Below are 19,099 nucleotides of genomic sequence, written 5' to 3'. Positions count from 1 at the left end.
GTGAGCCGGCACGCTGGCCGCCAGTTGACCGTGACCAGCAGATGGTCGCGCGTCGCGGGCGGCGCCGGCAGTCGGCCGTTCGGCTAACGCGCGGCGGCGCGTGCGGTGCGCGAGCCGCGCGGCTTGAAGAGCTTGACGGTGCGCACGGCCTGATCGTCGCTGCGCATCACCTCGAGCATCACGTCGCCGATTTTCAGGCACACGTCGTCTTCCGGAATTTCCTCGAGGATTTCGAGGACCAGTCCGTTCAGCGTCTTCGGCCCGTCGGTCGGCAGCTTCAGGTGCAGCCAGCGATTCAGTTCGCGCAGCGGCATGCTCGCCGAGACGATGCATTCGCCGTTCTCGTCCCAGCCGCCCGCGCGTTCGCTGCGCGGCATCGATGTCGTGAATTCGCCGATCAGCTCCTCGATGATGTCTTCGGGCGTGACGAGCCCTTCGAGTTCGCCGTACTCGTTGACGACGAGCGCGGTCCGCTGTCGCGTTTCCTGGAAAAACTGGAGCTGCTGGACCACTGGCGTGCCCGACGGCACGTAGTACGGCTCGGCGAGCAGCGTGCGCAGCGTCTCGCGGTCGAACTCCTGGTTGTGCAGCGCGGTCAGCGTCTTGCGGACGTGCAGCACGCCGAGCACCTTGTCGATGTCGCCTTCGTAGACGACAAGCCGGTTGTGATAGCAGGTTTCGAGCTGGTGCAGGACGTCGTCGAGCGGCGCATAGAAGTTGAGCGACTCGATCTGGCGGCGCGGCACCATCACGTCGTCGACCGTGATGTTCTCGAGGTCGAACAGGTTGAGCAGGATGCTGCGGTGCTTGGTCGGCATGAAACTGCTCGACTCGAGCACGATGGCCCGCAGCTCGTCGGCCGACATCCGCTGGTCGCGGCCCTTCTTCGTGTTGATGCGCAGCACCCACAGCACGCCGTTCGCGAGTGCGTTGACGAACCAGACGACCGGCTTGAACACGCGCATCAGCGGCGCGATCACGAGGCTCGCGGGCAGTGCGATGCGTTCGGGGAACGTCGCGCCGACGATCTTCGGCGCGATTTCGGCGAACACGATGATCAGGAACGCGACGATGCCGGTCGCGATCGACAGCGCGAGATTGTTGCGGCCGAACGTATGGAGCGCGAGCGACGTCGTCAGGACCGGGATGATCGTGTTGAACAGGTTGTTGCCGATCAGGATCACGCTGAGCAGCAGGTCAGTGCGCGTCAGCAGCCCCTGCGTGGTTTTCGCGCCGAGCGCGCCCTGGCCGGCGAGATGCTTCAGCCGATGGCGGTTGAGCGCCATCATCGCGGTCTCGGAAATGGAAAAGAAGCTGGAACAGAGGAGAAGCAGGAAGACGGCGCCGATTTGCGCCCATAAGGGAATTTGGTCCACGCGTTGGAAGGAGCAGTGAAGGACAGGGATGGAGGGAATATAGCAGAGGCCGGCGACCGTGATGTGTCGTGCGCGACACGAGGGGCCCGCGGCGGCCGGACGAAAAAAAACCGTGCACGTGGTGCACGGTTTTTTCAAAATCTGGTCGGGGTGAGAGGATTCGAACCTCCGGCCTCTACGTCCCGAACGTAGCGCTCTACCAGGCTAAGCTACACCCCGATTTGTACTCTTCCGATTTCGCCGTCTTCTTCAAGACCGCTGCGTCGTCAAGCAAGAACATAACTATAACGACGTTTCTTCAAGAAGGGAAGCCCTTGGAGAAAAAATTTTTCGAGACGGGTGATTTTCCCGTGTCGAACGTGTGTCGCAGCCGTGGCGGCGACACACGACATGCAATCAGGACTGCCGCGACGTCGAGTAAGAGCACAGCGCGAGCAGGCTCTCCTTGTAGATCGAATCGGGGAATGCGGCGATCGCGGCCGCGGCCGCCTGCGCTTCCTGGCGCGCGCATTCGAGCGTGTGATCCAGTGCGCCCGAGCGCGTGATCGCTTCGAAAATCGTGTCGAAGCGATCGGTGCCGCCCTGTTCGATCGCCTCGCGTGCCAGCGCTGCCTGCTCGGGCGTGCCGCGCTCGATCAGATAGATGAGCGGCAGCGTCGGCTTGCCTTCGCGGAGGTCGTCGCCGGCATTCTTGCCCATTGCCTCGACGGTGCCCGCGTAGTCGAGCCAGTCGTCCATGATCTGGAATGCGGTGCCGATCCGGCGGCCGTATTCGGCGGCGGCGGCCTCGGTCGGCGCATCGGCGCCCGCGAGCACCGCGCCCAGGCGTGCCGATGCCTCGAACAGCTTGGCCGTCTTGTAGCGGATCACCTGCATGTAGCGCGTTTCGTCGACGTCCGCGTCGTGCATGTTGAGGAGCTGGAGCACCTCGCCTTCGGAAATGATCGTCGTCGCTTCGGACAGGATCTCCATCACGCGCATCTTGCCGACGCCGACCATCATTTCGAACGAGCGTGAATAGAGGTAGTCGCCTACCAGCACGCTCGCCGCGTTGCCGAACAGTGCATTGGCGGTCTGGCGGCCGCGGCGCAGCTCGGATTCGTCGACGACGTCGTCGTGCAGCAGCGTGGCCGTGTGGATGAACTCGACGACGGCGGCCAGCACGTGCCGCTGGTGCGACGTCTCGCCGAGTGCACCGGCGACGAGCAGCAGCAACGCCGGGCGCAGCCGCTTGCCGCCCGCGCCGATGATGTACTCGGCGATCTGGTTGATCAACAGTACGTCGGACGCGAGGCTTTGCCGGATAACGCGATTCACCTGCTCCATGTCGCTGGTGATCGGAGCGAGCAGGTGGGCGGCGCTGAGGGTGGGGGAGGCGGTGGACGACGACATGATGATGGAATTGGGTGATGCCGCGGATTATAAGTCGAATCCGAGATATCCCGGTCTGTCACACGTGCCGCAGCCGCGAATTTGGCCGTTCGGCCGAGGCCCGCGCGCGGCAATCGTCGATCGGTTTTGACTTCGGTGCTAACCCCATGTATAATCACGTGTTTTCCGCGCGTGGTGTGCGGAAAAATTGGATCCAGAGTGAGGTTCTCAATGTACGCGGTCATAAAAACCGGCGGCAAGCAGTACAAGGTTGCCGTTGGCGAAAAACTCAAAGTAGAACAGATACCGGCTGACATTGACGCTGAAATCACGCTCGACCAGGTTCTCGCAGTGGGCGAAGGCGAATCGATTAAGTTCGGTACGCCGCTGGTCAGTGGGGCTTCCGTCAAGGCCACCGTTGTGTCGCACGGTCGTCATGCCAAGGTCACCATCTTCAAGATGCGTCGCCGGAAGCACTACCAAAAGCACGGCGGCCACCGCCAGAACTACACTGAGCTGCGCATCGACGCGATCAACGCGTAAGCGCCTCGGTAAAGGAGCAATCAGATGGCACACAAAAAGGCAGGCGGCTCTTCCCGGAACGGCCGCGACTCCGAGTCGAAACGTCTCGGCGTGAAAGTGTACGGCGGCCAGGCAATCAATGCCGGCGGCATCATCGTGCGTCAGCGCGGTACGCGCATGCACGCAGGCGAGAACGTCGGCATGGGCAAGGATCACACCCTGTTCGCGCTGGTCGACGGTCACGTCAAGTTCGCGACGAAAGGCGCGGACAAGAAGCATCTGGTCATCGTCGTCCCGGCGGCTGCCTAATTCAGGCACCCACGGGCTTCGTAGCCGAAAGGCCCCGCAGTCTTCGCGGGGCCTTTTTTTATTTGGCCGCCGGGCGCATGCGCGTTCCGGCGACCGTTGCGCAACCGGCGTACGATCGGCCGAACGGCAGATTGTTCAAGCGTGCCGGCGCGCGGCACAATAGCGGAAATACTGGGCGGAGTGACGAATGAAGTTCATTGACGAAGCACGAATCGAAGTCATCGCCGGCGACGGAGGCGATGGCAGTGCGTCGATGCGCCGCGAGAAATTCGTCCCGTTCGGCGGGCCGGACGGCGGCGACGGCGGTCGGGGCGGTAGCGTGTACGCGATCGCCGACCGCAACATCAACACGCTGATCGACTACCGTTACGCGAAGAAGCATCTGGCGCGCAACGGCGAAAACGGGCGAGGCTCGGATTGCTACGGCAAGGGTGGCGACGACGTCACGCTGCGCATGCCGGTCGGCACGATCATCAGCGACATGGATACCGGCGAGCTGATCGCCGACCTGACCGAGCACGACCAGCAGGTGATGCTTGCGCAGGGCGGCGCTGGCGGGCTCGGCAACCTGCATTTCAAGTCGAGCACGAACCGCGCGCCGCGCCAGAAGACGGACGGCAAGCCCGGCGAGCGTCGCATGCTGAAGCTCGAGCTGAAGGTGCTCGCCGATGTCGGCCTGCTCGGCATGCCGAACGCAGGCAAGTCGACGTTCATCTCGTCGGTGTCGAATGCGCGGCCGAAGATCGCCGACTACCCGTTCACGACGCTTGCGCCAAATCTCGGCGTGGTGCGGGTCGGCCCGAGCAAGAGCTTCGTGATCGCCGACATCCCGGGGCTGATCGAGGGCGCCGCCGAAGGCGCGGGCCTCGGCCATCAGTTCCTGCGCCACCTGCAGCGCACCGGCGTGCTGCTGCATCTGGTCGATCTCGCGCCGTTCGACGAAAGCGTCGATCCGGTTGCCGAAGCGACGGCGATCGTCGGCGAGCTGCGCAAATACGACGAGGCGCTCTACGAGAAGCCGCGCTGGCTCGTGCTCAACAAGCTCGACATGGTGCCGGAAGACGAGCGCAAGGCGCGCGTCGCGGATTTCCTCGAGCGCTTCGAGTGGGACGGCCCGGTGTTCGAGATTTCGGCACTGACGGGCCAGGGCTGTGAAGCACTGTGCTACGCGATCTACGACTACCTCTCCGAACATTCGGACGCGCATCGCGCGGCGGAGGCGGAAGATCTCGCGGCGGACGTGCGTTTCCGCGACGCGCCGCCTGCGAAGGGCGAGGCCGCGCCGGGCGACGACGCCTGAGTGGTTCCGGAGCGCGCCGGGCGTGCCGCCCGGCGTCGGCGCTCAATCGCGCCCGGCCGGGCAGGCATCAGATACAGGAGACAGTGCAGGATGCGTTCGATCATCGCGGATTCGAAGCGATTGGTGGTGAAGGTGGGCTCCAGCCTCGTGACCAACGACGGCAAGGGGCTCGATCATGCTGCAATCGGCCGCTGGGCGGCCCAGATCGCCGCGCTGCGCGCCCAGGGCAAGGAAGTCGTGCTCGTCAGCTCGGGCGCGATTGCCGAAGGGATGCAGCGGCTCGGCTGGAGCAAGCGGCCGCGGGAAATCGACGAGTTGCAGGCGGCCGCCGCGGTCGGCCAGATGGGGCTTGCGCAGGTCTACGAGAGCCGCTTCACCGAGCACGACATCCGCACCGCGCAGATCCTGCTGACGCATGCCGACCTGGCGGACCGCGAGCGCTACCTGAATGCGCGATCGACGCTGCTGACGCTGTTGCGGCTCGGCGTCGTGCCGATCATCAACGAGAACGACACGGTCGTCACCGATGAAATCAAGTTCGGCGACAACGACACGCTCGGTGCGCTCGTTGCAAACCTGATCGAAGGCGATGCGCTGATCATCCTGACCGACCAGTCGGGGCTGTTTACGGCCGATCCGCGCAAGGATCCGAACGCGACGCTCGTCGCGGAAGCGAATGCCGGCGCGCCGGAACTCGAGGCGATGGCGGGCGGTGCGGGCTCGAGCCTTGGCCGCGGCGGGATGCTGACGAAGATCCTCGCGGCGAAGCGCGCGGCGCACAGCGGTGCAAATACGGTGATCGCGAGCGGCCGGGAGTCCGACGTGCTCGTGCGTCTGGCGGCCGGCGAGGCGATCGGCACGCAACTGATCGCACGTACCGCGCGGATGGCGGCACGCAAGCAGTGGATGGCCGATCACCTGCAGGTGCGCGGCCATGTCGTGATCGATGCGGGCGCGGTCGAGAAACTGACGGCCGGCGGCAAGAGCCTGCTGCCGATCGGCGTGATCGACGTACAGGGTGCGTTCGCGCGCGGCGAAGTCATCGCGTGTGTCGGCCCCGACGGGCGCGAAGTGGCGCGAGGGCTCACGAACTACAGCAGCGCGGAGACGAAACTGATTCACCGCAAGCCGAGCGGCGAGATCGAATCCGTGCTCGGCTACATGCTGGAGCCCGAACTGATCCATCGCGACAATCTGGTGCTGGTGTGATCATTCGCCTTGCCGGTTCAGGCCGTCAAATGAAAAAGCCCGCGTGATGCGGGCTTTTTCATGCAGCGGGGCAGAAAGAGCGGCGGCGGGCGCCGCGCGCCATCAGCGCAACTGGCTCATCGCGGTACGGTGAAACCGGATGTTCTCCAGGATCTGCCGGGTCGAGCCTTGCGGCATCTTGTTCGCGCAGAAGTAATCCTGATACAGCGCCGAGTGGTAGGCATTCAGCTCGCCGTTCTCGATGCGCTGCCAATCGTTCTCGACCGTGCGATCCCAACCGTCGTGGTCCGAATTCAGGCCGGCATACTGGCGCCATTCGTAGGTGTCGCAGCGGATGCCCTCGTAGTTCACGTTGCGCGCGCCGGCCGGGCTCGTGACGACGACCGCGTAGCGCACGACGCCGTCGGTGCCGACCGCGAGCGACTTCGCGTCGACGAAGAACTTGAGCGGCGTGTTCTGCGAGACGTTGAACGGCAGCAGGTCGCTCGCCTGCGGCAGCGGCGGCAGCGAGTCGACCGTGTTTTCCTTCCACGTTCCCTGGCGGTCCAACAGATACACGAACTCGCTGTCATCCTTGTTGGTCGGCGTCTTCGAATTCGCGCAACCTGCCAGCGTGGCCACCGCGGCAATCGATGCGAGCGCGAGAGCAATCGCTTTCAATATGCATTCCTCGTAAAAAAAGGGCGCGACACCAAGGTCGCGCCCGGTCATGCAGTTCGATTCGTCATTTGCCGACGATCACGCGGGGCGGCATCTCGTCGAGCGTGCTCGCTTCCACTTCGATCTCCGAACAGACTACCGATGCGTCGACAATCGTCAGCGTCTGCTGGGCCTGTGCGCCGATGACGCGCGGATAGCGCGACAGACGCGGCCCACGCGGCTTCTCGGCTCGCTGCGCCGGGCGGCGCAGGAAGCGCGACAGTTCCGTCAGCGCCAACTGATAGACATCCCGCTTGAACTCGATCACCGCATCGAGCGGCACCCAGTACTCGTTCCAGCGCCACGCATCGAACTCCGGGTGGTCGGTCGCGCGCAAGCAAATGTCGCAATCGCGTCCGACCATCCGCAGCAGGAACCAGATCTGCTTCTGGCCGCGGTAATGACCGCGTACTTCGCGTTTGATGAACTTGTCAGGCACCTCATAACGCAACCAGTCGCGAGTGCGGCCGATTATCTTGACGTGTTCCGGATGCAGGCCCGTTTCCTCGTGCAGTTCCCGGTACATCGCCTGCATGGGGGTCTCGCCGTACTTGATCCCACCTTGAGGAAACTGCCAGGAGTGCTCGCGGAGCCGCTTGCCCCAAAACACCTCGTTGCGCGCGTTCAAGAGGATGATGCCGACGTTCGGGCGAAAGCCTTCACGATCCAGCATACAACCACCTTCGAATCCTTTAAAATTGCTTTGATTATAAACAGATAACGGGCGCTGCGCACCGTAGCGGAGCGAATCCGCGCGGGGTACACCGGCTGAATTGTCCCTGATTAGTCTGCTACGTCGTCTGCGCCATCGTCGTCCATTGCTGTTCGCCGCGCGCAGCTTTTTCACCTTGAAACTTTTTCGGGCGCCCCGCCTGGGGGCGCCGTTTTTGGAACCGTCCGCATGAAAGCTTCCCGTTTCTTTATCGGCACCCTGAAAGAAGCACCCGCCGACGCAGAGATCGTCAGCCACAAGCTGATGGTGCGCGCCGGCATGATCCGTCGCGTCGCCGGCGGTATCTATAACTACCTGCCAATCGGCCTGCGTTCGATTCGCAAGGTCGAGGCGATCGTGCGCGAGGAAATGAACCGGGCGGGCGCCATCGAGCTGCTGATGCCGGCCGTGCAACCAGCCGAACTGTGGCAGGAGTCGGGCCGCTGGGAACAGTACGGCCCCGAGCTGCTGCGCTTCAAGGACCGCAAGGACAACGACTTCGTGATCGGGCCGACGCACGAGGAAGTCATCACCGACATCGCGCGCAACCAGATCAAGAGTTACCGGCAGATGCCGGTGAACTTCTACCAGATCCAGACGAAGTTCCGCGACGAGATCCGTCCGCGCTTCGGCGTGATGCGCGGCCGCGAATTCATCATGAAGGACGCGTACTCGTTCGACAAGGATGCGGCCGGCCTGAACGAGTCGTATCGCAAGATGTACGACGCGTACGTGCGCATCTTCACGCGCCTCGGCCTCGAGTTCCGTGCGGTCGCGGCCGACAGCGGCTCGATCGGCGGCAACTTCTCGCACGAATTCCACGTGATCGCCGACACCGGTGAGGACGCGATCGCGTACTGCCCGACGTCCGAGTTCGCGGCGAACGTCGAAGCGGCCGAAGCGCTGCCGCTGAGTGCCGAACGCGCGGCGCCGGCCGAGGCGATGGCGAAGGTCGCGACGCCGGGCAAGGCGAAATGCGAAGCCGTCGCCGAACTGCTGGCCATCCCGCTTGAGCGCACGATCAAGTCGATCGTGCTCGCGACCGACAACGAAGGCGCCGAGCCGACCATCTGGCTCGTGATGCTGCGCGGCGACCACGACCTGAACGAGATCAAGGTGTCGAAGCTGCCGGGCCTGAAGAACCACCGCTTCGCGACCGAGCAGGAAATCGTCGAGTGGTTCGGCACGCCGCCGGGCTATCTCGGCCCGGTCGGCACCAAGAAGCCGGTGAAGGTGATCGCCGATCGCACGGTCGCGAACATGAGCGACTTCGTCGTCGGCGCGAACGAGGTCGACTATCACATCGCCGGCGTGAACTGGGGCCGCGACCTGCTCGAGCCGGACGTCGCCGACGTGCGCAACGTGAAGAAGGGCGACCTGTCGCCGGACGGCAAGGGCGTGATCGACATCTGCCGCGGCATCGAGGTCGGCCACGTGTTCCAGCTCGGCACCAAGTATTCGGAAGCGATGGGCGCGACGTTCCTCGACGAGTCGGGCAAGCCGCAGCCGATGCTGATGGGCTGCTACGGCGTCGGCGTCACGCGTATTCTCGGCGCGGCGATCGAGCAGAACTTCGACGACCGCGGCATCATCTGGCCCGAATCGATCGCGCCGTTCGAAGTCGTGCTGTGCCCGATGGGCTATGACCGCAGCGACATGGTGCGCGAGACCGCCGACAAGCTGTACGCGGAACTCGCCGCGGCCGGCATCGACGTGATCCTCGACGATCGCGGCGAGCGCCCGGGCGTGATGTTCGCCGACTGGGAGCTGATCGGCGTGCCGCATCGCCTCGTGATCGGCGAGCGCGGCCTGAAGGAAGGCAAGATCGAGTATCAGGGCCGCCGCGACGCCGAAGCGACGCTGCTGCCGGCCGACGCGGCTGCGGCGACGGTCGCGGAGAAGATCCGCACCGCGCTCGCGCGCTAAGCGCACCGACCGGGGAACGCGGTGGAATACACCTTCCTGTCGGCCACCGTGCTCCTGGTGCTGATCACCGATCCGCTCGGCAACATCCCGCTGTTCATTTCGGCCATGCGGGATGTGCCGCGCGAGCGGCGCGTGAAGCTGATCCTGCGTGAAGTGGGGATCGCGTTCGTGATCCTGCTGTTCTTCATGCTGGTCGGCGACCGCTTCCTGCGGATGATGAGCCTCACCGACCTGTCGTTGCGGCTCGGCGGCGGGATCGTGCTGTTCCTGATCGCGCTGCGGATGATCTTCCCGCATCCGGACGGCGCACTCGGCAGCGATCCGCGCGCGGGCGGCGAGCCGTTCATCGTGCCGCTCGCGATTCCGGCGCTCGCCGGGCCGTCGGCGCTTGCGACGGTGATGCTGCTGACGTCGCAGGGGCCCGGCAAGATGCTCGAGTGGGTCGGCGCGCTGACGGTCACGATGATCGTCTGCGCGGTGACGCTGGTGCTGGCCGAGCGGATCCAGCAATGGATCGGCGAACGGACCGTCGCGGCGTTCGAGCGGTTGATGGGCCTCGTGCTCGTCGCGATTTCGGTCGAGATGATGCTGGGCGGCATCCGCGCATTCGTGCACCAGCTGTAGGCTGGCGGCGCGTGCCCACAAAAAAGCGGCGCTCCGGGAAACCGGAGCGCCGCTTTCTATTTATATAGTGCGGAGCGGGGCGCTCAGACGTCCGTGGTCAGCGCGCGGATCGTCGGCAGGTTGCGCCAGTAGCCCTTCGCATCCATCCCGCAGCCGAACACGTAGCGATCTGGCACCGCGAAGCCGCAGAAGTCGGGGTGCAGCGGCTTCGCCTTCGCGAGCGTCTTCTCGCACAGCACGGCCGACATGAAGCGCTTCGCGCCCATGTCGAGGATGCGGTCGCGGATCGCGGCCATCGTCTCGCCTTCGTCGAGGATGTCGTCGAGCACGAGCACGATCCGGTCCTTCACCGATTCGCGCGGCGCGACGCGCCAGTGCATTTCCGGGCTGCCCTGCGTCGTGTTGCGGTAGCGGGTCAGGTGGATGTAGTCGAATTCGAGCGGGAAATCGAGATGCGGCAGCAGCATCCCGGTAAACACCGCGGCGCCGCCCATCACCGAGAGAACGAGCGGGAACGCATCGCCGATCTCGGCGCGGATCGCGTCGGCCATCCGGGAGATCGACGCATTGACGGCGTCGGCCGAGACGATCTCTTCGGAGTGGTTGAAAATGTGGAGGGCTTCTTCGCGGTTCATGTGTTCTGGCGGGCAGTCGGTATACAAATAAGAATGAAGCAGAACGGACGGCGCGCGCTACAGCAAAAACCCGCGCGCCGGCCGATGGGCGGAATCAGCGCATGCCGGGCATCATGCCCTTCAGGCCGCGCATCATCTTCTGCATGTTGCCGCCCTTCAGCTTCTTCATCATCGTACGCATCTGGTCGTACTGGTTCAGCATCCGGTTGACTTCCTGCACCGGCACACCCGCGCCGGCTGCAATGCGGCGCTTGCGCGTCGCCTTGATGATCTCGGGTTTCGCGCGCTCGGCGGGCGTCATCGAGCTGATGATGCCTTCCATCCGGCGGATCGACTTCTCGGCCTGGCCCATGTCGGCGCCGGCCGCCGCCTGCTGGAACTGCGCCGGAAGTTTATCCATCAGCGACGACAGGCCGCCCATGTTCTTCATCTGCGAGATCTGCGCGCGGAAATCGTTCAGGTCGAAGTCTCCGCCTTTCTTGACCTTGTCGGCGAGCTTCTGCGCGGCCTGCACGTCGACGCCGCGCTGCGCCTCCTCGACGAGGGCGAGGATGTCGCCCATGCCGAGGATCCGGTTTGCCATCCGGTCGGGGTGGAACACCTCGAGACCGTCGAGCTTCTCGGCCACGCCGACGAACTTGATCGGCTTGCCCGTGACGTGACGCACCGACAGCGCGGCGCCGCCGCGCGAATCGCCGTCGAGCTTGGTCAGCACGACGCCGGTGAGCGGCAGCGTGTCGTTGAACGCCTTCGCGGTATTGACCGCGTCCTGGCCGAGCATCGCGTCGACCACGAACAACGTTTCGGCCGGCTTCAGCGTGCCGTGCAGCGCGGCGATTTCCTGCATCATCGCCTCGTCGATACCGAGGCGGCCGGCCGTATCGACGATCAGCACGTCATGGTAGTGGCGCTTCGCCCAGTCGACGGCCGCGACCGCGATGTCGACGGGCTTCTGGTCCGGCGTGGACGGGAAGAAGTCGGCGCCGACCTGTTCGCTCACCGTTTTCAGCTGCATGATTGCGGCCGGGCGATACACGTCGCACGACACGGTCAGCACCTTCTTCTTGTACTTCTCGCGCAACAGCTTCGCGAGCTTGCCGGCGGTCGTGGTCTTGCCCGCGCCCTGCAGGCCGGCCATCAGGATCACCGCGGGCGGCGTGACCGCGAGGTTCAGCTCGGCGGCCTTGCCTTCGTAGTCGCCGCCGATCACGGCGGTCAGTTCCTTCTGGACCACGCCGACGAGCGCCTGACCCGGCGACAGGCTGCTGATCACTTCTTCGCCGAGCGCCTTTTCCTTGACCTTGGCGATGAATTCGCGGACGACCGGCAGCGAAACGTCGGCCTCCAGCAGCGCGAGACGCACCTCGCGGAGCATCTCCTGCGTGTTCGCCTCGGTAAGCCGGGCCTCGCCGCGCAGCGTCTTGACGACGCGCGCCATCCGTTGAGTGAGATTGTCGAGCATGGGGAGCGATGGACAGTGGGGCCCGAAGGCGCGGCGGAACCGAACAAAGGGAGCCGTCGCGGGAAGGGGGCCTAGTGTAAACTTCGAACATGGATATTGTACTGTATGCCCTCACCGCATTCCTCTACGGCGGCCTTGCCGTCGCAGGCTGGCGCACGCACCGCCAGGGCGCGACGCCGCTCGTCGCGAGCGTGCCGGCCGTGCCGGTTCCCGCGTCCGCCGCGTCCGGGATGAGCGGGGCCGGCCGCGCGCTGCTGTTCGCCGCGCTCGTCGCGCACGGCGTGCTGCTCCATACGACCATCTTCCCGCACGACGCGATGGTGTTCGGCTTCGCGTTCGCGCTGTCCGCGATGTTCTGGCTCGGCGCCGGCATCTACTGGATCGAGAGCTTCTTCTTCCCGCTCGACAGCCTGCGGCTGCTCGTGCTGCCGCTCGCGTGCGGTGCGTCGCTGCTGCCGCTCGTGTTCGGCGGCGTGCGGGTGCTTCCTTATGCCGCAGCGCCGCTGTTCAAGCTGCACTTCCTGATCGCGAACATCGCATACGGGCTGTTTGCGATCGCCGCGCTGCACGCGATCCTGATGCTGATGGTCGAGCGGCGCCTGCAGTCGCTGAGGAGCGGCGGACGCGACGGCTCGACGGGCTGGATCGCGAGCTGGCTCGAGACGCTGCCGCCGCTGCTCACGCTCGAGAAGCTGCTGTTCCGCCTGATCGGCGCCGGCTTCGTACTGCTCACGCTGACGCTCGCGTCGGGCATCCTGTTCAGCGAGCAGGTCGACGCGCGCGCGCTGCGGCTCGACCACAAGACCGTATTCGCGATCCTGTCGTGGCTGATGTTCGGCGGCCTGCTGGTCGCCCGCAAGACGTCGGGCTGGCGTGGCCGCGGTGCCGCGCGCTGGGTGCTCGTGTCGTTCGCCGCGCTGCTGCTCGCGTATGTCGGCAGCCGGTTCGTTTTCGAGGTGCTGCTGCACCGTTCCGTGGTTTGAACGCAGGTTTCCGATGCGACAGATTCTTCTCCTGATCCTTCTCTTCTTCGCGGGTTCGTGGCTCGCGCGCAAGCTGCGCCAGGCGCAGGAGCACGCGCAGGCGCGCACCGGCCGCGGCGCCGGTTACGACGGCGCGCCCGGCACCGGCGGGGCTGCGCGGCCGAACGGCGACGCCGCTCGCTCGCTGCCCGAGCCGATGGTGCGCTGCGCCGAATGCGGCGTGCATGCGCCGAAGGGCGATGCCGTCGTCGCGGGCGGCGAATACTTCTGCAGCACCGAGCACGCGCAGCGCCACGGCGCACGCGCGAGCGGCCACGACGCCCGATGAACGACGCAGCACGACTGTCGGTCGACGCACACGGCTGGGTGCGCGAAGCGCGCCACGCGCCGTCGCCGAATTACGAGGTGCGGCCCGCGGGCGCGGTGCCGACGCTCGTCGTCGTCCACAACATCAGCTTGCCGCCCGGCGAGTTCGGCGGCGACGCGATCGAGGCACTGTTCCTGAATCGCCTCGACTGCGATGCGCACCCCTATTACCAGAGCCACCTGCGCGGCGTGCGCGTGTCCGCGCACTTCCTGATCCGCCGCAGCGGCGAACTCGTGCAGTTCGTGTCGTGCGACGAGCGTGCGTGGCACGCGGGCTCGTCCGAATTCTTCGGCCGGCCGCGCTGCAACGACTTCTCGATCGGCATCGAGCTCGAGGGCGCGGACGACGTGCCGTTCGACGACGCGCAGTACGCGACGCTCGCCGCACTCTCCCGCGCGCTCGCCGCACGCTACCCGGTCGACGCATTCGCGGGGCACTCGGACGTCGCGCCGGGTCGCAAGACCGACCCGGGCCCGCATTTCGATTGGCAACGCTTCGCGAGCGATGCCGGGTTTTCCGCCGAATACTTTCCTTTCCGTCAGCACTGATCGCGGGGTTTTTTGACCGGAGAAAGTTTTTTCTCCGACCAATGCCTTGTCGTGTCTGCGCGTGAGCGATGTCAAGACCTCCATCGTAAATTATCCGTTTGGACGTCCTCCGAATGTCCACTATACTTGGTGCCAGTTGAGCAGTTCTGCACTAGATATAGTGTGTGTCGCAGGGGAAACCCGAGCGGCACCGGCCGGCGGCCAACGCTGGCGGACAGGGTTCTCAGGGCGGCGCGTCAGGCCGGGCGGTCCGGGCGTCGCGATCAGCGCAGCGAACTTCGACGGGGCAGGGTATACATGACGAAGCACACGACCGGCTCGGTTGTCGCGCATCGACCGAACCGGCTTCCCCGGCGCATCGCTCGCCTCTTACCGCTCGCGCACCGCGTTGCGCAGCGTTCGTTTTAATCCGCGGTTCTCTCCGCACCATCCAACACCAGGAGCTTTGCACATGCAAACCACCGACAACGCGACGTCCCAGTACGAGAGCGCCTCGAGCCGTCCGCTCGGCGGGACCGAACAGGGCGCGAAGGCGCTCGCGCCGCAGGCCACGTTCGCCGACTACAAGGTGATCCGCCGCAACGGCAGCGTCGTATCGTTCGAACCTTCGAAGATCGCGATCGCGGTGACCAAGGCTTTCCTGGCCGTCAATGGCGGGCAGGGCGCGGCATCGGCGCGCGTGCGCGAGCAGGTCGAACAGCTGACGCACAACGTCGTGCGCGCGCTCGTACGCAGCCGCCCGAACGGCGGTACGTTCCATATCGAAGACATCCAGGACCAGGTCGAACTCGCGCTGATGCGCGGCGGCGAGCACAACGTCGCGCGTGCGTACGTGCTGTATCGCGAGAAGCGTCACCTCGAGCGCCAGCATGCGGGCGAGGAAGCAGCGGCAGCGGGCGGCGAGTCGAGCACCGGCATCAACGTCGTCGACAACGGCGTCACGCGTCCGCTCGACCTGCACGCGCTGCGCGCGCTGATCGTGTCGGCATGCGACGGCCTCGGCGCTGCGGTTAACCCTGACCCGATCGTCGCCGAAACGGTGAAGAACCTGTACGACGGCGTGCCGATGAGCCAGGTCTACGACTCGGCGATCCTCGCAGCGCGCACGATGATCGAGAAGGACCCGGCATACAGCCAGGTCACGGCCCGCATCCTGCTGCACACGATCCGTCGCGAGATCCTCGGCGAGGAAGTCGTCCAGGCCGAGATGCCGGCCCGTTACGCGGAATACTTCCCGCAGTTCCTGAAGCGCGGCGTCGACGCCGGCCTGCTCGACGACAAGCTGCTGCAGTTCGACCTGAAGCGCCTCGGCGAAGCCCTCGACGCGAACCGCGACCTGCAGTTCGGCTACCTCGGCCTGCAGACGCTGTACGACCGTTACTTCCTGCACGTCGACGGCACCCGCATCGAAATGCCGCAGGCATTCTTCATGCGCGTCGCGATGGGCCTGTCGCTGAACGAGATCGACCGCGAGACGCGTGCGATCGAGTTCTACAACGTGCTGTCGAGCTTCGACTTCATGAGCTCGACGCCGACGCTGTTCAACTCGGGTACGCACCGCTCGCAGCTGTCGTCGTGCTACCTGACGACGGTCGCGGACGATCTCGACGGCATCTATGAAGCGCTGAAGGAAAACGCACTGCTGTCGAAGTTCGCCGGCGGCCTCGGCAACGACTGGACGCGCGTGCGTGCGCTCGGCTCGCATATCAAGGGCACGAACGGCAAGTCGCAAGGCGTGGTCCCGTTCCTGAAGGTCGTGAACGACACGGCCGTCGCGGTGAACCAGGGCGGCAAGCGCAAGGGCGCGGTCTGCGCGTACCTCGAATCGTGGCACCTCGACATCGAGGAATTCCTCGAGCTGCGCAAGAACACCGGCGACGACCGCCGCCGTACGCACGACATGAACACGGCGAACTGGATTCCCGACCTGTTCATGAAGCGCGTGATGGAAGGCGCCGACTGGACGCTGTTCTCGCCGTCGACCTGCCCGGACCTGCACGACAAGTTCGGCGCCGATTTCGAGAAGGCTTACACGGCTTACGAAGAGAAGGTCGCGCGCGGCGAGATCAAGCTGTTCAAGAAGATCCCGGCGCAGCAACTCTGGCGCAAGATGCTCGGCATGCTGTTCGAGACGGGCCACCCGTGGATCACGTTCAAGGATCCGTGCAACGTGCGCTCGCCGCAGCAGCACGTCGGCGTCGTCCACTCGTCGAACCTGTGCACGGAAATCACGCTGAACACGAGCGACACCGAAATCGCGGTGTGCAACCTCGGCTCGGTGAACCTCGTCGCCCACCTGGTGAAGCAGGCCGACGGCAGCTACGCGCTCGACCACGAGAAGCTGAAGCGCACGATCAGCGTCGCGATGCGCATGCTCGACAACGTCATCGACATCAACTACTACGCGGTGCCGAAGGCGCGTAACTCGAACCTGAAGCACCGTCCGGTCGGCATGGGCATCATGGGCTTCCAGGACTGCCTGCACCTGCTGCGCACGCCGTACGCGTCGGAAGCGGCGGTCGAGTTCGCCGATCGTTCGATGGAAGCGGTCTGCTACTACGCGTACTACGCGTCGACCGAGCTGGCCGAAGAGCGCGGCCGCTACTCGAGCTACCGCGGCTCGCTGTGGGATCGCGGCATCCTCCCGCAGGACACGCTGAAGCTGCTGACGGAAGCGCGCGGCGGCTACGTCGAGGTCGACACGTCGGAGTCGCTCGACTGGACGTCGCTGCGTTCGCGGATCGCCGCACACGGCATGCGCAACTCGAACTGCGTCGCGATCGCGCCGACGGCGACGATCTCGAACATCATCGGCGTGTCGGCCTGTATCGAGCCGACCTTCCAGAACCTGTACGTGAAGTCGAACCTGTCGGGCGAATTCACGGTGGTCAACGAGTACCTCGTCCGCGACCTGAAGGAACGCGGCCTGTGGGACGAAGTGATGGTCGCCGACCTGAAGTACTTCGACGGCATGCTGTCGCGCATCGACCGCATCCCGGCCGACCTGCGCGCGATCTACGCGACCGCGTTCGAAGTCGACCCGACGTGGCTGGTCGAAGCGGCATCGCGTCGCCAGAAGTGGATCGACCAGGCGCAGTCGCTGAACATCTACATGGGCGGCGCGTCGGGCAAGAAGCTCGACGAGGTCTACAAGCTCGCATGGTTGCGCGGCCTGAAGACGACCTACTACCTCCGCACGATGGCGGCGACGCACGTCGAGAAATCGACGGTCGCGCACGGCGCACTGAACGCAGTGCCGACGAGCGGCGGCTCGAGCAGCGGCGGCGCGCAAGGCGCAGCGGGCGGCTTTGGTGCGGCGGGCGGCGATGCGTCGTCGGGCGCGGTCAACGCAGCGCCGGCGCTTGCGCCGGTCGAGGCGGATGGTCCGGTGTGCACGATGCGTCCGGGCGATCCTGGCTTCGACGAATGCGAAGCGTGCCAGTAACGCAGTGCGCCTGACCTGAGAAGCAGGCAAGGGCGGCGCACACGACGACCGATCGAGGTTGAAGTGTGCGCCGCTCTCAACTAAAAAAATGATAAGGAATCTGTAACGCGGCACCTGCGTTGCAGGCAGTGACAAGCGATCGAAACATCCCCGACGACGTCGTGTTTCGATCAGCGTTCGATGCGTCGAGCGCACCTCGCGATACACGCGCGACTCACATCGCGCGCTGCATGAATGACGATGCGTTGCTCAAAGTGTTGTATCGAGGTCGCAACGCGAATCGAAAAAAGGATTTTTCGTGAGCGAACCCTTTTATCGCTCAGGAAAAGATGGTACAAACCGTTCTAAATTGATGGTGAGAATTTATGCTCAACTGGGATGACGAGAAGACTGCCGTAACCCCCGCGAGCGGAGCGCAGCAAAACGCAATGCGCACCTCCGCCGGGATGGCTGTCGGAATGCAGGCTGCAACGCCTGCCGCCCATCAGGTCCGTGACATTTTCGAAGGCGATCTTGCGGTGCCACCGCAAGCATCGGCTGTTCCCGCCGGCGGTTCGGAAGCGCGGGTCAATGTCGCCGACAAGCGCATCATCAACGGCCAGACTGACGTGAATCAGCTGGTGCCGTTCAAGTACAAGTGGGCGTGGGAAAAGTATCTGGCCGGTTGCGCGAACCACTGGATGCCGCAGGAAATCAACATGTCCCGCGACATCGCACTGTGGAAGGACCCGAACGGTCTGACCGAGGACGAGCGCCGCATCGTGAAGCGCAACCTCGGCTTCTTCGTGACGGCCGATTCGCTCGCGGCGAACAACATCGTGCTCGGCACGTACCGCCACATCACGGCGCCCGAGTGCCGGCAGTTCCTGCTGCGCCAGGCGTTCGAGGAAGCGATCCACACGCACGCGTACCAATACATTGTCGAATCGCTCGGTCTCGACGAAGGCGAGATCTTCAACGCGTACCACGAGGTCACGTCGATCCGCGCGAAGGACGAATTCCTGATCCCGTTCATCCACACGCTGACGGATCCGGCCTTCAAGACCGGTACGCTCGAAGCGGACCAGAAGCTGCTGAAGTCGCTGATCGTGTTCGCCTGCATCATGGAAGGCCTGTTCTTCTATGTCGGGTTCACGCAGATCCTCGCGCTCGGCCGCCAGAACAAGATGACGGGTGCTGCAGAGCAATATCAGTACATCCTGCGCGACGAGTCGATGCACTGCAATTTCGGCATCGACCTGATCAACCAGATCAAGCTCGAGAACCCGCATCTCTGGACCGCGGAATTCCGCGCCGAGATCCGCGAGCTGTTCAAGCAGGCTGTCGAACTCGAATACCGCTACGCCGAAGACACGATGCCGCGCGGCGTGCTGGGTTTGAACGCGTCGATGTTCAAGAGCTACCTGCGCTTCATCAGCAACCGCCGTTGCCAGCAGATCGGCCTCGATCCGCTGTACCCGAACGAGGAAAACCCGTTCCCGTGGATGAGCGAGATGATCGACCTGAAGAAGGAACGCAACTTCTTCGAGACGCGTGTGATCGAGTATCAGACGGGCGGTGCGCTGTCCTGGGAATAACCCGCAGCAGCGAACCCGTCACATGATGTGAGCA

At 64.7% G+C, this 19,099-nt stretch carries 17 protein-coding genes and 1 tRNA gene; 11 read left to right on the top strand and 7 right to left on the bottom strand.

The window, feature by feature from the left end; all coding sequences use genetic code 11:
- Nucleotides 1-83 precede the first annotated feature (83 nt).
- The 3 genes from E9536_RS33040 to E9536_RS33030 form a co-directional block, all read right to left on the bottom strand.
- Nucleotides 84-1,376, bottom strand: a complete 1,293-nt coding sequence (locus E9536_RS33040; RefSeq protein WP_021159896.1) for an HlyC/CorC family transporter — start codon at nt 1,374-1,376, stop codon at nt 84-86.
- A gap of 142 nt (nt 1,377-1,518) precedes the next feature.
- Nucleotides 1,519-1,595, bottom strand: a tRNA-Pro gene (locus E9536_RS33035).
- A 177-nt stretch (nt 1,596-1,772) separates the two neighbouring features.
- Complete coding sequence (locus E9536_RS33030) at nt 1,773-2,768, bottom strand: polyprenyl synthetase family protein (protein WP_059236288.1); 996 nt, start codon at nt 2,766-2,768, stop codon at nt 1,773-1,775.
- 210 nt (nt 2,769-2,978) lie between these two features.
- Between E9536_RS33030 and rplU the strand changes: the two genes are divergently transcribed.
- The 4 genes from rplU to proB all read left to right on the top strand — a co-directional run bounded on the left by rplU (nt 2,979) and on the right by proB (nt 6,087).
- A complete protein-coding gene (gene rplU, locus E9536_RS33025; protein ID WP_006025184.1) occupies nt 2,979-3,290 on the top strand; it encodes a 50S ribosomal protein L21 in 312 nt (103 codons plus the stop codon).
- A 24-nt stretch (nt 3,291-3,314) separates the two neighbouring features.
- On the top strand, nt 3,315-3,578 hold the full coding sequence (gene rpmA / locus E9536_RS33020; RefSeq protein ID WP_006476999.1) for a 50S ribosomal protein L27: 264 nt from the start codon (nt 3,315-3,317) through the stop codon (nt 3,576-3,578).
- A gap of 187 nt (nt 3,579-3,765) precedes the next feature.
- The gene (obgE, locus tag E9536_RS33015; RefSeq protein WP_042975354.1) at nt 3,766-4,878 is read left to right on the top strand and encodes a GTPase ObgE; all 1,113 of its coding nucleotides are present in this window, start codon (nt 3,766-3,768) and stop codon (nt 4,876-4,878) included.
- A gap of 90 nt (nt 4,879-4,968) precedes the next feature.
- A complete protein-coding gene (proB, locus tag E9536_RS33010; RefSeq protein ID WP_027788436.1) occupies nt 4,969-6,087 on the top strand; it encodes a glutamate 5-kinase in 1,119 nt (372 codons plus the stop codon).
- 102 nt (nt 6,088-6,189) lie between these two features.
- On the opposite strand, the gene E9536_RS33005 is transcribed toward proB, so the two are convergent.
- Together E9536_RS33005 and E9536_RS33000 are read right to left on the bottom strand one after the other, a co-directional pair.
- Complete coding sequence (locus E9536_RS33005) at nt 6,190-6,798, bottom strand: CNP1-like family protein (protein ID WP_034195819.1); 609 nt, start codon at nt 6,796-6,798, stop codon at nt 6,190-6,192.
- A gap of 13 nt (nt 6,799-6,811) precedes the next feature.
- On the bottom strand, nt 6,812-7,459 hold the full coding sequence (locus tag E9536_RS33000; RefSeq protein ID WP_027788434.1) for an RNA pyrophosphohydrolase: 648 nt from the start codon (nt 7,457-7,459) through the stop codon (nt 6,812-6,814).
- Nucleotides 7,460-7,687: 228 nt separating this feature from the next.
- Here E9536_RS33000 and E9536_RS32990 point away from each other — a divergent pair, with 228 nt between their 5' ends.
- Nucleotides 7,688-9,424, top strand: coding sequence for a proline--tRNA ligase (locus E9536_RS32990; RefSeq protein WP_136472184.1), 1,737 nt, complete (start codon nt 7,688-7,690; stop codon nt 9,422-9,424).
- Nucleotides 9,425-9,445: 21 nt separating this feature from the next.
- A complete protein-coding gene (locus E9536_RS32985; RefSeq protein ID WP_059697879.1) occupies nt 9,446-10,048 on the top strand; it encodes a MarC family protein in 603 nt (200 codons plus the stop codon).
- An 83-nt stretch (nt 10,049-10,131) separates the two neighbouring features.
- Here the strand turns inward: E9536_RS32985 and E9536_RS32980 are convergent, their stop codons facing one another.
- Together E9536_RS32980 and ffh are read right to left on the bottom strand one after the other, a co-directional pair.
- Entirely contained in the window at nt 10,132-10,683 is a 552-nt protein-coding gene (locus E9536_RS32980; protein ID WP_060169891.1) for a hypoxanthine-guanine phosphoribosyltransferase, read from the bottom strand.
- A gap of 94 nt (nt 10,684-10,777) precedes the next feature.
- A complete protein-coding gene (gene ffh, locus E9536_RS32975; protein ID WP_021159890.1) occupies nt 10,778-12,145 on the bottom strand; it encodes a signal recognition particle protein in 1,368 nt (455 codons plus the stop codon).
- 89 nt (nt 12,146-12,234) lie between these two features.
- On the opposite strand from ffh, the gene ccsA reads away from it, so the two are divergent.
- From ccsA to E9536_RS32940, 5 genes are all read left to right on the top strand, one after another.
- Nucleotides 12,235-13,128, top strand: coding sequence for a cytochrome c biogenesis protein CcsA (gene ccsA / locus E9536_RS32970; protein WP_027788432.1), 894 nt, complete (start codon nt 12,235-12,237; stop codon nt 13,126-13,128).
- Nucleotides 13,129-13,141: 13 nt separating this feature from the next.
- Complete coding sequence (locus E9536_RS32965; RefSeq protein ID WP_136472181.1) at nt 13,142-13,456, top strand: PP0621 family protein; 315 nt, start codon at nt 13,142-13,144, stop codon at nt 13,454-13,456.
- Nucleotides 13,453-14,043: a 1,6-anhydro-N-acetylmuramyl-L-alanine amidase AmpD gene (gene ampD, locus E9536_RS32960; RefSeq protein WP_021161899.1), complete on the top strand. Its 591-nt coding sequence runs from the start codon at nt 13,453-13,455 to the stop codon at nt 14,041-14,043. Before E9536_RS32965 ends, ampD begins: the two co-directional genes overlap by 4 nt.
- A gap of 451 nt (nt 14,044-14,494) precedes the next feature.
- On the top strand, nt 14,495-17,488 hold the full coding sequence (locus E9536_RS32950) for a ribonucleoside-diphosphate reductase subunit alpha (protein WP_136472179.1): 2,994 nt from the start codon (nt 14,495-14,497) through the stop codon (nt 17,486-17,488).
- A gap of 365 nt (nt 17,489-17,853) precedes the next feature.
- Entirely contained in the window at nt 17,854-19,065 is a 1,212-nt protein-coding gene (locus tag E9536_RS32940) for a ribonucleotide-diphosphate reductase subunit beta (RefSeq protein ID WP_014898151.1), read from the top strand.
- Nucleotides 19,066-19,099: the final 34 nt, after the last annotated feature.

It is taken from the genome of Burkholderia sp. LS-044 (genome assembly GCF_004803625.1).
Lineage (GTDB): Bacteria > Pseudomonadota > Gammaproteobacteria > Burkholderiales > Burkholderiaceae > Burkholderia > Burkholderia cepacia.
Note: the sequence above shows the minus strand (reverse complement) of the source record. Positions and strands in the feature narration are given on the sequence as shown.